Here is a 14,444-nt window from a genome sequence, read left to right on the forward strand (position 1 = left end):
CTATGAATAAGAAGTAAAATGCCCTTAACTTACCCAAGACTGATCACATGGTGCATTGCCTTGCTGTTAATGGTGCCCATCGTGGTCGGTCTTATCAGCACGATCTTGCCGGCTTTTCATTACTTTCCGCCATTAAATGAACAACAACTTTCTTTTGCCCCTTGGGTTGAATTGTTTTCTCAAGGGGAGTTTTATGCCAGTTTAAAGTTAACGCTTATTACCGGCATTGGTGCTCCTATTGTGTCTCTCTGGTTGGCATTTTCTTTATTAGCCTGGGGGTATCAACGCCCTTTTTTCCGTAAAATAGAGGCCTTACTTTCGCCGATTCTCGCCATTCCCCACGCCGCTATCGCAATTGGCTTGCTGTTTTTACTGAGCCCATCTGGCTGGCTGATTCGTCTATTCAGCCCATGGTTAACCGGTTTTGATCGCCCACCTAACTGGATCAGCGTACAAGACCCCTATGGTTTGTCGTTGTTGCTTGCCCTAACCGTTAAAGAAATGCCCTATTTACTGTTCGTTATGTTAGCGACAATGAAGAGCATCAAGGCACAAGAAAGCCTCGAAGTCGGGCAGGCGCTTGGTTACAGCCGACTGACTCTATGGCGCAAAGTACTGATTCCCCAGCTTTACCCTCTGGTACGATTGCCCATCTTTATCGTTGTCGCCTTTAGCTTAACCGTGGTTGATTTAGCCCTTGTCATTGGCCCTAATACCCCTTCTACTCTGGCTGTCACGCTACTGCGTTGGTTCAATGACCCCGATTTTTCTATGCGCTTCATGGCCAGTGCAGGCGCTGTTTTCCTCATGTTGTGTGTGCTGCTTGTTATAGTCGGTTGGGAACTCAGCCACCTGCTCACCCGTCATCTAACACGTTCGGGGCGAAGCAATGGAAAACGCAAAGGGATCACGGACAACCTGTTAAGACTCGGCGCGGGAGTCGGCGTACTGACATTGTTGAGCGGTTTTGTTGCTCTGCTTTTGTTGCCTATTTGGTCATTGACGAGACGCTGGCGCTTTCCTGACTCCTTACCCAGTCAATGGACTTGGAGCAACTTAGATCGCGCCGCACCTCTGTTGTTAGAGCTGACCACAAACACCTTAGTCATCGCGCTGTTTTCTACTCTGTTTGCCTGTGCCGTCAGTTTAATCATGCTCGAAACCAAACGACATTCTCTTGCAAGCCGGCACCAAACGACCAACAACCATTTGTTCGATTGGCTTATTTATGTTCCTATTTTATTGCCGCAAGTGGGGTTTCTCTTTGACTTGCACGTATTGCTTATTTATCTGAATTTAAACGGTGACTTAAGTGCCATCATTGCACTGCATTTTATGTATGTGTTGCCTTACGTGTATTTAACGCTAAAAAGCCCTTACTTAGCCTTTAACGAAGGGTATTTACAGCAAGCAAATCGTCTCTGCTATCGGCCCTGGCGTAATTATCTCCACATCAAAATCGCCATGCTTAAGCCCGCTCTATTAACGGCCTTTGCCATTGGTTTCTCTGTCAGCATTGCGCAGTACCTGCCAACACTTATCGCTGGTGAAGGGCGCTATAGCACACTAACCACCGAAGCCGTGGCACAAGCGGCGTCGGGGGACAGAAAGCAGGTTGGCAGCATGGCCATGCTACAAGCGCTGTTTCCTATCCTAGTATTTTGGTTTGCGCAATTCATTCCATCACGATGGACAAGATGGCGACTGGCTATTCAAAAATGGCGTATTTAAAGAGGGTATACCGTGTTAGTGGTAAAAAATTTCTGCCTATCACTGAATGAAAAACGTTTAATTCAGCAGGTAAATTTCCGTATTGATAAGGGTCACGTCCTCTCACTGATGGGGCCAAGTGGCATCGGTAAATCCAGCTTATTGCATTTTTTGAGTGGTACTCTACATCATAGTTTGACCGCAACAGGGGAGGTGTTTTTGGATGGAAACCCTATTCATGATAAACCGACCCCATTAAGAAAAGTGGGCTTATTGCAACAAATGCCCCTGCTGTTTCCGCATATGAGTATTTTAGAAAACTTATTGTTTGCCATCTCAGGTGACCTAAAACCCGTGGAACGTCTACAGACAGCGCAACAGGCTTTGGAAAAACTGGGGATTCCTGACAAAGCGAATGCATTGCCTGATGAGCTGTCTGGAGGACAACAAGCTCGCGTGGCCTTGCTTCGTACCTTGTTGTCGAAACCAGATTACCTTTTGCTCGATGAGCCATTTAGCAAACTTGACCCAGCATTGAGACGCGATGTTCGAGCCTTTGTGTTAGCGGAAATTCGTCAAGCCAATATTCCTGCCCTACTGGTCACACACGATACCGACGACGCAAAAGCCATGCAGGGCGACTGCTTGGAACTGGAAAGCTCACCTTCTTTTTCAACATCGACATAAAAAAGGCTCATTCCATGGGATGACATGAGAATGAGCCTATCAGGACGGTTTAGCGTCCTTTCGTTATTCAAAAATACAAAATTTACACTGGACTAGTAACCGCGTGTTTGCGTTAACTTGCTTAACCATACCGTGGCTTTTTGCTCCAACGCTGAAAAGAAGGACAGCCCTAAACGCTCCGCCATACCTTTTGGTTGTTTGTAAGCAATTTGAATTACATCGGCTTTGTCATATTGAGACACCAAGTACGCATCACTGGTCATAACACTGTCGACTAGATGATTTTCAAGGGCTTCAGATCCATACCAGGTATCTCCGGTGGCAATCGCTTCAATATCAAGCTGTGGTCGCTGACCAGAAACAAAACGCTTGAACAAGCCATGGGTATCTTCTAAATCTTGTTTGAATTTTTCACGTCCTTCTTCTGTATTTTCACCAAGCATGGTCAAAGTACGCTTATAACGGCCTGCCGTATGAAGCTCCACATCAATCAAGCTTTTATCCAGCAATCGATGAACATTCGGAATCTGCGCCACAACACCAATGGATCCTAAGATCGCAAAAGGCGCCGCAATGATTTTATCTGCCACACAAGCCATCATATACCCGCCACTTGCTGCCACTTTGTCAACGCAAATGGTTAGGGGAATCTGAGCTTCACGAATACGCTGTAACTGGGAAGCGGCCAAACCATAACCGTGCACCACACCGCCGCCACTTTCTAAACGAACCACGACCTCATCTTGTGATTTTGCCACACTTAAAATGGCGGTAATTTCTTCTCGCATGGTTTCAACGGCGGACGCCTTGATATCACCATCAAAGTCCACCACATAAACGCGCTTTTTTGGTGAGTCTTCGACCGTGTGATGGCCTTTCTTCAAAGCCTTTTTCTCTTGTTTGTCTTTTTTCTTCTTTTCTTTGTCTAAATTTTTCAATACTTTCTTGTCTAATAATTGACGATCTAATTCAGATTTCATCGTCTCGTAGCTTTCATTTAACTTGGTAACGGACAAACTACCAGGCTGTGCCTTACGTTTACCGCTGGACAAAATAACCAATAGAAACCCAATAACCAAAGCAATACTGACTAATTTCAGTAAAAACCCGGCATAATCCACTAAAAATTCCAATTTTTTTATCCTCTTATTTTTTCAATACGTCGAGATACTAGAGTGCTTGCACCAAATAGCAACAGGTATTCTGTATTATCCGAATTTCTTTTCCTGTGTAGATACTGCTTGCTATATACCTTATCATCTTTGCGCCTTTTTACTTCTTCTTGACACTTGCCTGAAGAAAAACTAACAAGATTCTTCTTAATAACCTTTAATAGAACAATCTTGTTATTTTTTCAGATCTTGGCGCTGCTTATTTAACAGGAGCAATTCATGAAACCTACTCTTTCTCAAGCTTTTGGGAAAAACTTTCTCGGTGCGTCACCCCTTTGGTACAAACAAGTTATCTTGGCTTTTTTGATCATTAACCCCATCGTTCTGGTCACATTAGGGCCGTTTGTAGCGGGTTGGTTATTAATCATTGAATTTATTTTCACCCTAGCCATGGCATTAAAGTGCTACCCACTGCAACCCGGCGGTTTACTGGCCATTGAAGCGGTTGCACTGGGTTTAACCTCCACCGAAGGCGTATACACCGAGGTCTCACATAATTTAGAAGTCATACTGCTGTTGATGTTTATGGTGGCAGGCATCTACTTTATGAAAGACATGTTGCTGTTTATCTTTAATAAACTGCTGGTCAAGGTAAAATCTAAAATCATCATCTCACTGATTTTCAGTTTCTCCGCCGCCATGATGTCGGCTTTTTTGGATGCCCTCACCGTTACCGCGGTGCTTATTAGTGTTGGTGTGGGATTTTATTCTGTTTATCACAAAGCCGCTTCCGGTCAAAACGCCAACAAAAACCATGATGTGGCGACCGACGATGGCATTCTTCCCGTTAACGCTGAAGACTTGAATGAATTCCGTTCCTTTTTACGTGACTTGTTGATGCATGGTGCTGTGGGTACCGCATTAGGAGGCGTAGCAACCCTAGTGGGTGAGCCGCAAAACCTATTGATCGCCAAAGTGGCAGGGTGGGACTTTGTTGAGTTTTTCCTCAATGTTGCGCCTGTTTCCATTCCAGTGTTTGTCGCTGGACTGTTAACCGTTGTTGTATTGGAAAAAACAGCGTGGTTCGATTACGGCGCTCAACTTCCTGATAATGTGCGCAACATCCTGAACAATTTCGAGAAAGAAGAAAGCCAAAAACACACCAATAAAATCAAGGCACAACTTATTATACAAGGCGTTGTTGCAATATTGTTGGTACTGTCATTAGCGTTTCATGTCGCAGAAGTGGGTCTTGTAGGCTTGATGGTTATTGTTCTGCTAACGTCTTTTAATGGCATTATTGAAGAGCATCGTATCGGACACGCATTCGAAGAGTCTTTACCTTTCACGGCTTTGTTAGTGGTCTTTTTTACCGTCGTGTCCGTCATCCACACACAACATTTGTTCCAGCCAGTCATTGATGTGGTTCTTCATATGCCCACTGACAGCCAGCCGATTATGTTGTTTGTTGCCAATGGTTTACTTTCTGCGATCAGTGATAATGTGTTTGTTGCAACGGTTTACATCAATGAGATCAAAGCCGCTTTGGATGCCGGAACCATTACCCGTGAGCACTTTGATGTGCTTGCTGTCGCTGTTAACACCGGCACTAACTTACCCAGTGTTGCCACGCCAAACGGACAAGCTGCTTTTCTTTTCTTATTGACCTCGGCCATTGCGCCTTTGCTGCGCCTGTCCTATGGAAAAATGGTTTGGATGGCCTTGCCTTACACCATCGTTCTCAGTGTTGTTGGTGGTTTGTGCGTCGTCTATTTGCTGTAAAAAAACGCTAAAAATAAGACTTTAAAAAATGCCCAATGGCGGTGACATCGCCATTGGGCATGGTGTTAATGCTTAATGCGCCACAACGATTGACCCGATTTTTTGTCAATTAGATCTAAACGCTCTTCGTGTATTTTAAGTTCATCCTGACTCGCACGAATCACTTTTAACATAGGGCGATCGCTTGAGAATCGACGAATAGCTTCCGCCTCCCCTTCCTGCTTAGCTTCATCACTGCCATTATTGGCCAATCCCAAACTCGTTTGGCCGCCTGTCATAAGCAGATAAACGTCCGCTAAAATTTCAGCATCAAGTAAGGCGCCATGCAATTCACGGTGGGAGTTATCAATACCATAGCGTTTGCATAGAATATCGAGGTTATTCTTTTGCCCCGGGTGTTTTTTCCGCGCGTAGACCAAACTATCAAACACACCACATACTTCAGCGGTCTTTGGGTAGCCGCCTAGACGAGCAAATTCATGATCCATAAACCCGATGTCAAAAGGGGCGTTATGGATAATCAGTTCCGCCCCTTTAATAAAGTCAAAAAACTCTTGGGCAATCTGTTGAAACCTCGGTTTATCAGCAAGAAACTCATTGCTAATACCGTGGACGCGAAATGCTTCTTCCTCAACTTCACGATCTGGATTGATGTACACGTGAAAATGTCGATTGGTGAGTTTGCGACCAATCATTTCCACACAGCCTATTTCAATAATCCGATGGCCCTGTTTAGGATCAATGCCCGTTGTTTCTGTATCAAGAATAACTTGTCTCATGACTTCGCTCTTAGTTCGTCAATGCCTTGGTTCGCTAACTGATCGGCTATTTCATTGCCTTCAATACCAGCATGCCCTTTTACCCACTTCCAAGTCACCTGATGTCGCTGGCACTCTTTGTCTAGATTTTGCCAAAGGTCTTTATTCTTTACCGGTTGCTTAGACGCGGTCATCCAGCCCTTGCGCTTCCAGCCAGCCAGCCACTCGGTGATACCTTTTTGTACGTAAGAGGAATCGGTAAAGAGTGTCACCGCGCACGGCTCTTTTAAGGCTTTTAACCCCTCAATCGCCCCCATTAGCTCCATTCGATTATTGGTTGTATCCTGCTCTCCACCACAAAGGCGTTTTTCGTGTTCGCCAAATGTTAACCAAGCGCCCCACCCTCCAATACCAGGATTTCCCTTGCAGGCACCGTCTGTGTACATTTCAACTTTTTTCACTCTTTTATCTCTTTTGCTGTGGGTTTTGTCAAAGGCGGTACTCGAACACGAGCACCAGACCATCGGGGTTTTAGCGGAATAAAGCGCTTTACCTGTTTTGTAGCGGTCATAATATAAATGCCGCTAAAAGGCAGTTTTAACGGTCGGAAGATTTTTTCTAACCAAGAAAAACGTGCCCGCCATTGACTGCTGTGTATTGGAGGATCATAAAAAACAAAGCGTTTACTTTCTAAGGTTAAGCCCGCTACTTTTAGCCAGTCTTCTAAGCGTTGATGGGCAATAAAGTGCCCACACCAAGGCGCATTTTTTTGCTTTGAAAACAGTTTTGCAAACAAACGACATCCCCCCCACACACTCATGGGGTTAAAACCCACAATGATCAGCTTGCCGCTGGGCAACAAGGTTCGCGCCGCCTCTCGCAAGTCATCATGGGGCGTTGCGGAGATGTCTAATGTATGGTGGAAGACGTGGACATCGACCCCGTCAGGCTCAAACGGTAACTCGCTTGCTCTGGCAACCACTGTATTACAGGGTGCACCGAACTCTAATGTTGGTGCGACTAAAAGGCTGTGTCGTAATCGATGATCATCGAATTGAACATTTTTCAACGGTGATTGTGCCACTAAATAATAACCCACGGTCGCATCGAGCTCTTTCGCAATTTCTGCTACTTCAACGCGCAACAAGGTGTCACCCAATTCAGTTTGATACCATTTTTGAAAAAATTGTCTTGATTGATCATCCAACATACAATGCACACTCTTTTATAACGGTATAACGATGTCCTTGTTTTTATAACAAGTCACAGCCTGTATCACTTAATAACAAAGAGACATAAACGATGACTGTTTTTCCGCTTCCCGCTTTTCAAGATAATTATATCTGGATCCTCCAGGATAAAGAAAGTTCCGCTATTTGGGCCATTGACCCAGGGGATGCAGAGGTCGTCACCCAATACTGTAAAAACGAAGGTAAAAATTTACGCGGCATTCTTATCACTCATCATCATAAAGATCATACGGGGGGCGTTGCAGCACTGAAAGACGACACAAATTGCTCAGTCTTTGGTCCCGCTCACTTGAGTCACCTTGTTACTCATCCCGTTGATCAAGGCGATCATCTCACTGTTTTCTCACATCAATTTGATGTTCTCGCCACACCGGGACACACCTTAGATCACCTTTGTTACTTTTCTGAGTCGCTTCATTCTGATCAAACACCGATGCTTTTTTGTGGTGACACGCTTTTCCGAGGCGGCTGCGGTCGCATTATGGAAGGCACACCAGAACAGATGCTCAAGGCGATGAACACCATAGCGAGCTTGCCCGATAATACAAAAATTTATGGCACTCATGAGTACACGTTAGCCAATTATCGCTTTGCTCTGTCACTTGAGCCAGACAATACCGAATTACAACGCAACTACCTGCGATGCCAAACACTACGTGAGCAACAACAGCCTACTTTACCAACAGAATTGCACATTGAGAAAAAAACCAACCCTTTTTTACGCAGCCATTTATCAACCGTAAAAACCATGGCGGCTCAACAACTTAATGAAGAAATAAGCTTAAATCCCGTGCTTGCGTTTAGCCAAGTAAGGCGCGCAAAAGACAGTTTTAGTTGACCTCCATGGTGACACCTTTAAAATGCGTAAACTTTATTCGATTTTGTGAACTACATGACCTATAAGATTTTTTGGATTTGCCTCGCCAGTTTCGCACTCAGCGCGTGTCAAACAACCTCTCAGTTAGAACAAAGCACAGCCTCTGATACCATTAGCGAACTTGATGACGACCAAGTCAGTGAAGCCACCACCGAGCAGTTAGGGTTTATTGATACGGTTCCCGCTATTGAGACTGAAAAAGACCCATCAGACTCAGTCATCGTGCTCGCTGAACCTAAAGAACCTGAGGACCTGTGGGTAAGACTGCGCGCTGGCTACCAACTCGACCTAGACATTGATCGTCCACGATTGTCGTCTCAGATCCGCTGGTTCAGTTCTCACCCTTCCTACCTAGATCGTGTTTCCAAACGTGGCGAACGCTACCTATATTACATCGTCGACGAGCTAGAAAAAGCAGGCATCCCCAGTGAAATTGCCCTTTTGCCTATCGTAGAAAGCGGCTTTGACCCTTTTGGTTACAGCCATGGTCGTGCGTCTGGTCCTTGGCAGTTTATTCCCTCGACAGGGCAAATGTACGGACTTGATCAAACTTGGTGGTATGACGGCCGAAGAGACATCATTGGCTCAACCCAGGCCGCTATCGCCTATTTAACACGCCTCCATAAAATGTTCGACGGCAACTGGTTTCACGCTCTGGCATCGTACAACTCGGGAGAAGGCACCGTCATGCGGGCCATTCGTAAAAACAAAAAAGCCGGATTGCCAACCGATTTTTGGTCATTAGATTTGCCTAAAGAGACTCGTGCGTATGTGCCCAAGTTAATTGCACTGGCGAAAATCTTGAAAGACCCAGAACAGTATAATTACACCACCTATTTTATTCCTAACAAGCCCTACTTTGACGTCGTCAACATCGGTGGGCAGCTTGACCTCGCTCAAGCGGCCGATATGGCAGGTGTGAGCATTGATGAAGTGTACTTGTTGAACCCTGGCTTTAATCAATGGGCAACGTCACCAGATGGCCCTCACCGCTTATTAATGCCCATATCAAAAGCGAAAAGCTTTCGAACCAAGCTGGCTCAAATTCCAGATAACGAACGCGTTACCTGGGTACGCTATACGGTAAAAGCAGGTGATAATTTGTTACTTGTTGCCAAACAGCACAACACCACGGTGAATGTGTTGCAGGATGTCAATAAAATCTCTTCTACCATGATCCGTGTTGGTCAAGAGTTGATGATCCCTGTGGCTGGTAACAAAATTGAGAGCTACACCCTAAGTTCACACCAACGTTTGCTTGCCAAACAGTCTCGTGCGCCGAATCGCAATCGTATTAAAATCAATTACACGGTAAATGCTGGAGACAGCTTGTGGTTGATCGCTAATAAATACGACACAGACAGTAAAACGCTAGCACGCTGGAATAACATGGGATTAGGTGATCCATTGCACCCTGGTAAAAAGTTGGTGGTATGGCTGAAATCTAAGCCTGCAGAGTCTACAAGCCGCAGTGTCATGAAAAAAGTGATCTATACCATACGCTCTGGAGAATCGCTCGCAGTCGTGGCGAACAAATTCAACGTTTCTCTTAACGACGTTCGCGACTGGAACCCTAAAGTCAGCAGTCAAAAATATGTTCAACCGGGCGATAAAGTGACTCTGTTAGTTAACGTTGTGGGTGGTTAAAGGGTCTTAAAATCTATTAACCACATTGAAATAAGCATAAAAAAAGGCTGAAAATTTTCAGCCTTTTTTTATATTCCTAACGAATTATTCGTAACGGCACAAATAAGCCGTCGTTTCTGCGACCTTAACATTGAATTTCTGATTCGCTTCGACAATAAATGTGTCGCCTTTTGAAAAGGTTTGCCAATCCTGTTGATCTGGCAGCTTGACCGTTAAGGCGCCAGAGATAACACTCATGTACTCTCGCTGGCTAGTACCAAATTCATACTCACCAATCGCCATAACACCGACAGTGGAAGTACCTTCATCGTTTTGCAGGCCAATCGACTTTACTTGATCATTAAAATAGCTGTTTACAGTTAACTCTGTGCTCATGTTTTTTCTCGCTCGGGTACTCAAATAAACGCAGTTAAGGGAAGATTGTCGTTCAATGAACTTTTTACCGCTAAGTCACTTTGTTGTCGACCATTTCTTCAATGATCCACTCTTTAAAAGCAGACATGGCTGAAGTGAGGGCTCGACGCTTTTCATAGACAAGATAGAAAGAACGGTTTGTGATCAAATGCTGGTCAAACAGCACCTTTAACGTACCCGCTTCCATCTCCGGCATAATCAGCTCTGGGTCCGTTAACGATATTCCCAAGCCTTGAGCCGCAGCCCCGGCCGTTAGAGAGCCACTCGAAAACATCAAGCCTCGGCGAAACAAAGCAGGGTCTAAATCTTGCTGCTGCAACCAATCATGCCATTCATCTTTACGCTTAGTCACGTGCAAGATAGGGTAAAAACGCATATCTTCTGGCGTCACAATGGGCTGTTCTGGCTTAATTAAACGCGGATTACAAACAGGCGCTAACTTCGCTGTACGCAAATAGTAAGCCTCTACGTCATCCCAGTCACCGTTGCCAAAATACACTGCCATATCAATGTCATTGGCTGAAAAGTCAATCAACCCAGAAGAGGCGCTGATTTCAATTTGAATGTCAGGATAACGGGATTGAAAGCGCTCCATTCGTGGCATCAACCAACGTGTCAGAAAAGCAGGCGCAACCGCTAACCGTAATGAGCCTGTCTTTTGTTTGCTTTTTAGTTCTGATGTTGCACTCTCAAGCTGTTCAAAAATACTCTTAATCGGCTTAAGGTAAGATTCCCCAGCCTCAGTGAGAATGACTTTTCGTTTGGTGCGTCGAAACAACTCAAGACCTAGAAAACTTTCTAAGCCTTTGATCTGGTGACTTATCGCAGAAGGTGTCACCGACAGCTCCTTGGCGGCTTTATTAAAGCTGCCATGACGAGCGGCCGATTCAAAACATTTCAACGAGTTTAAAGGGGGTAAACGATTAATAAGCTCATCTCCAATAGATAAGAACGTTTAACCAGTATGATGAATTTAATTCACCTGTCAATCAGAAAAGCGAAGGAGCAAGAAGAATTTAATCTTCTTCATCACCTAGGTCTTGTTGTACTGTTGAATTGTCTCTGCTTGCAAGGCGTTTTGGTGGTAGCTTAAACGCCTCAAAGCCGTCATCTTGAGCATTGTCATGAAAACGTGCTTTCGCCGGTGACTTTTTCGGTGCTTTTTTAGAGGCTTTACTGCTCGCCTTCGCGGTACTTTTCTTTGCCGCAGGACGAGCCGACTTAGGGGGTTGCAAGCCTTTAAACGATGCTTCGAGTCCTTCAATGACGTCGACCGTAAAGGTTTTTTGTAGGAAGGTTTCAATGGCCTTAAAGTTAAACCAATCTTTTGGCCCAACAAGGGAATAAGCGTCGCCTTTAAAACCCGCGCGCCCTGTTCGTCCTGTGCGATGCACGAACTCTTCCGCTTGTTTTGGTAAATCAAAGTTAACCACATGCGAAACACTGGCAATATCCAACCCTCGCGACGCCACATCAGTACTGACCAACACATCGAATTGACCTTTGGCAAAACTTTCCATGGTTTTGTTGCGGGCACTTTGCGATAAGTTGCCATTCAAAGCCTGCGTCGATAATCCCCAATCGGCAATAATTTCCGACAAACGGACCGTATCGGCTTTCGTTGCGGTAAAGATGATCGCTTGTTTGATCGTCTGGTTCAGCAAAATATGCTTGAGTAACGCTTCCTTATGATCTAGGTGATCACACAAGAACACATGCTGCGCAATGTCCATGTGTTCATCAAAACCTTTACCCACTGCCACACGAGAAGGTTCACGAAGCAATTCACTGGCAATTTCACTGACTTGGGTGTTGTCTAAGGTAGCTGAGAAGAATAACGTCTGGCGCTGACGATGACTCGCGGCAGCATTAATGGCACGCATAGCCTCAGCAAAACCGAGATCAAGCATGCGATCAGCTTCATCCAGTATCAAAAGCTCAAGCCCTTCTAAAAAAACATGACGTTGCTTTAAATGGTCAACAAGACGTCCTGGCGTCGCCACAATAAAATGCGGGTCTTTTTGTAACTGCTTATGTTGATCGTTAAAATTCTCTCCTCCTTGAATCAAGATAGAAGTAAAACGACTCGCTGCAAGCAATAATCGCAATTGCCCAAACACCTGCTTAGCAAGCTCACGAGTAGGCACCAGCACAACAACACGAGGGTCACGTTTTGACAGCGCTTTTTTCTTATAAACCCGATGAAGAGCCGGCAAAAGGTACGCCAATGTTTTTCCAGAACCTGTTTTTGATGACGCGAGTAAGTCACGACCAGCCATCGCTTCTGGAATTGCGCGGGCTTGAATCTCTGTAGCGGCATCAAAACCTAGATGACCAATAGACTTTAAAATACGATTATCAAAACCAAATTCTTCGAATAACAAACAAACACCTCTTCACTCTAAATGGACTCATACACATGCGCAAAAAAACACACGGATCGTTGCGATGCATTATAACCTAGGCACATCAAAAAACGTCATTCATCTTGCATTAAAAGATAATGCTTTCCAGCACTGATCAAACCCACGCCTTTTCCTTGCACTGTTTCAACCGGCACAATGTTCTCCGCGATCCCATAGAACACGTTGCGCCCTACTAATGCCTTCATACCGTAGCGCATAGAAATATAAGGGCGCTCCTCGGAATCAAATTCTTCCATCCATAGATCACAGTCTTTGCCTAACACCAACACATCGTTTGTGAGCGTGGTAAATTCAATGGCTGGACCTTGCTCTGTCTCGATCCACTGCCATTCAGTGACGAGAAAAGGGGCATCCTCCACTTGAATTCGCACTTTTTCAACCGGTGTCACCAGAAAATACGCATTGTCCTCCAACCATAAAATACGGCTGAACATGGTCACCATCGCAGGGCGTTTGATCTTTCCACCTTCATGAACCCAGTCGCCATTCGCCTTGATCACCAAATCCATATCGCCGCAAAACGGTGGTGACCACTTGTGTACAGGAGGCAATGAGGCCGTTTTTACATCTGCTAACCCTTTCAAGTTCATCTTTATGCGTTCCTTTTATCCATTTATTAACACCACACTTTTAGTAGCGAATTAGCTTAACTCACTGCAACTGCAATAATATTCAACTTTTATCTAAAGCCTTGAATGAATTTCACTGTTAATATAAGTCTATACTGTGAGGTATCAGAAAAAACATCACCCTAACCTATCGTTTTATTCTGATATTTCACCCGCCTATTTACGACACAGTGTGACATTATGACATCGCAATTAGTGAACAAATTTCAAGATCCAAGCCGTGGGGTATATTTTATTGGTACCACGCCACCAAAATCGTCTTTAGAAGATGCGCAGTTAGATGACATTAGCCAGAAGCTTCTCAATCGTCTTGAAAGCATCGATGTCGATGGTTTAATTGTCTACGATATTCAGGATGAAACCAGTCGTATCGACAAACCTCGCCCTTTTCCTTTTATGGAGACACACGACCCAAGGGCTTGGTCAAAGCGTTTACATCAAGCGTCTGATAAACCGGTTATTACCTACAAATCTGTTTCTTCACGCAGTTCTGAAGCATTTTCGGGGTGGTTGTCGCAAGCATGGGAAGAGTACGGCATTCGAGATCTTGTTTTAGTCGGTTCTCCCTCATCAACAGGTGACATCAAACTGCCTCTGCCACAAGCCTATGAAACGCTAAAAGCGTCGCCATACGATTTCAATCTTGGCGGTGTCACCATTGCAGAACGCCATGCCAAAAAAGGCGATGAGCATTTACGCTTAACCAAAAAATCCGCCGCTGGCTGCGATTTTTTTATATCCCAGGCGGTGTATAACCCTCAAGCAACGGCCGACTTAATCAGCCGCTATGCTCGAACCTGCAAAGAGCAAGGCACAGCACCAAAGCGCATTATTTTGACCTTCACCCCATGTGGCAGCGCCAAAACATTGGAGTTTATGGAGTGGCTCGGCATTTCTGTACCGGAAGCCACCAAACACCGCATCCTAGACGCAGACGCGCCATTAAAGGAGTCAATAAAAATATGTCGAAATGCACTGGAGCAAATTATTGAGACCGCACTCCCACTGGGTGTGCCACTTGGCCTAAACATTGAGAGTTTAACCAATCGAAAAGAGGAAATTGACGCCTCAATCACCTTGTATCGGCTCTTAAAAGCTACCTTAGATCTAAAGCTGGCTGAGCAAGCATTAGCAAAATAACACCTGCCGTCT

Annotated in this window: 14 protein-coding genes; 6 read left to right on the forward strand and 8 right to left on the reverse strand. The window is 45.0% G+C overall.

Annotation, left to right across the window (positions count from 1 at the left end):
- Positions 1 to 18 precede the first annotated feature (18 nt).
- Complete coding sequence (locus LG368_RS01650; RefSeq protein WP_226752978.1) at positions 19 to 1,731, forward strand: ABC transporter permease; 1,713 nt, start codon at positions 19 to 21, stop codon at positions 1,729 to 1,731.
- A gap of 12 nt (positions 1,732 to 1,743) precedes the next feature.
- Complete coding sequence (locus tag LG368_RS01655) at positions 1,744 to 2,397, forward strand: ATP-binding cassette domain-containing protein (protein ID WP_226752979.1); 654 nt, start codon at positions 1,744 to 1,746, stop codon at positions 2,395 to 2,397.
- Positions 2,398 to 2,489: 92 nt separating this feature from the next.
- On the opposite strand, the gene sohB is transcribed toward LG368_RS01655, so the two are convergent.
- Positions 2,490 to 3,530 carry a protease SohB gene (gene sohB / locus LG368_RS01660; protein WP_226752980.1) on the reverse strand — a complete coding sequence of 347 codons (1,041 nt, stop codon included), beginning with the start codon at positions 3,528 to 3,530 and terminating at the stop codon, positions 2,490 to 2,492.
- Between the two features lie 258 nt (positions 3,531 to 3,788).
- Here sohB and nhaB point away from each other — a divergent pair, with 258 nt between their 5' ends.
- Positions 3,789 to 5,291, forward strand: coding sequence for a sodium/proton antiporter NhaB (gene nhaB / locus LG368_RS01665; protein WP_226752981.1), 1,503 nt, complete (start codon positions 3,789 to 3,791; stop codon positions 5,289 to 5,291).
- A 65-nt stretch (positions 5,292 to 5,356) separates the two neighbouring features.
- On the opposite strand, the gene dnaQ is transcribed toward nhaB, so the two are convergent.
- Genes dnaQ through LG368_RS01680 form a run of 3 tightly spaced genes read right to left on the reverse strand, consistent with a single transcriptional unit; the run spans position 5,357 to position 7,259 of the window.
- On the reverse strand, positions 5,357 to 6,070 hold the full coding sequence (gene dnaQ, locus LG368_RS01670; protein WP_226752982.1) for a DNA polymerase III subunit epsilon: 714 nt from the start codon (positions 6,068 to 6,070) through the stop codon (positions 5,357 to 5,359).
- Positions 6,067 to 6,510, reverse strand: a complete 444-nt coding sequence (rnhA, locus tag LG368_RS01675) for a ribonuclease HI (RefSeq protein WP_226752983.1) — start codon at positions 6,508 to 6,510, stop codon at positions 6,067 to 6,069. The genes dnaQ and rnhA overlap by 4 nt, the downstream gene beginning before the upstream one ends.
- Positions 6,507 to 7,259: a class I SAM-dependent methyltransferase gene (locus LG368_RS01680; RefSeq protein ID WP_226752984.1), complete on the reverse strand. Its 753-nt coding sequence runs from the start codon at positions 7,257 to 7,259 to the stop codon at positions 6,507 to 6,509. Before LG368_RS01680 ends, rnhA begins: the two co-directional genes overlap by 4 nt.
- 92 nt (positions 7,260 to 7,351) lie before the next feature.
- Between LG368_RS01680 and gloB the strand changes: the two genes are divergently transcribed.
- Positions 7,352 to 8,137, forward strand: a complete 786-nt coding sequence (gene gloB / locus LG368_RS01685; RefSeq protein ID WP_226752985.1) for a hydroxyacylglutathione hydrolase — start codon at positions 7,352 to 7,354, stop codon at positions 8,135 to 8,137.
- 54 nt (positions 8,138 to 8,191) lie between these two features.
- A complete protein-coding gene (locus LG368_RS01690; RefSeq protein ID WP_226752986.1) occupies positions 8,192 to 9,823 on the forward strand; it encodes a lytic transglycosylase in 1,632 nt (543 codons plus the stop codon).
- An 84-nt stretch (positions 9,824 to 9,907) separates the two neighbouring features.
- Here LG368_RS01690 and ppnP read toward each other — a convergent pair whose 3' ends face one another.
- The 4 genes from ppnP to LG368_RS01710 form a co-directional block, all read right to left on the reverse strand.
- On the reverse strand, positions 9,908 to 10,198 hold the full coding sequence (gene ppnP, locus LG368_RS01695; RefSeq protein WP_226752987.1) for a pyrimidine/purine nucleoside phosphorylase: 291 nt from the start codon (positions 10,196 to 10,198) through the stop codon (positions 9,908 to 9,910).
- Positions 10,199 to 10,268: 70 nt separating this feature from the next.
- Positions 10,269 to 11,165 (reverse strand): transcriptional regulator GcvA, encoded by an 897-nt coding sequence (gene gcvA / locus LG368_RS01700; RefSeq protein ID WP_226753021.1) that lies wholly within the window; start codon positions 11,163 to 11,165, stop codon positions 10,269 to 10,271.
- Between the two features lie 88 nt (positions 11,166 to 11,253).
- The gene (locus LG368_RS01705) at positions 11,254 to 12,621 is read right to left on the reverse strand and encodes a DEAD/DEAH box helicase (RefSeq protein ID WP_226752988.1); all 1,368 of its coding nucleotides are present in this window, start codon (positions 12,619 to 12,621) and stop codon (positions 11,254 to 11,256) included.
- A gap of 95 nt (positions 12,622 to 12,716) precedes the next feature.
- Positions 12,717 to 13,253 carry a DUF1285 domain-containing protein gene (locus LG368_RS01710; protein WP_226752989.1) on the reverse strand — a complete coding sequence of 179 codons (537 nt, stop codon included), beginning with the start codon at positions 13,251 to 13,253 and terminating at the stop codon, positions 12,717 to 12,719.
- Positions 13,254 to 13,472: 219 nt separating this feature from the next.
- Here LG368_RS01710 and LG368_RS01715 point away from each other — a divergent pair, with 219 nt between their 5' ends.
- Positions 13,473 to 14,432, forward strand: a complete 960-nt coding sequence (locus LG368_RS01715) for a methylenetetrahydrofolate reductase (protein ID WP_226752990.1) — start codon at positions 13,473 to 13,475, stop codon at positions 14,430 to 14,432.
- The last annotated feature ends 12 nt before the right edge of the window (positions 14,433 to 14,444 follow it).

Source organism: Marinomonas algarum, assembly GCF_020532605.1.
Lineage (GTDB): Bacteria > Pseudomonadota > Gammaproteobacteria > Pseudomonadales > Marinomonadaceae > Marinomonas > Marinomonas algarum.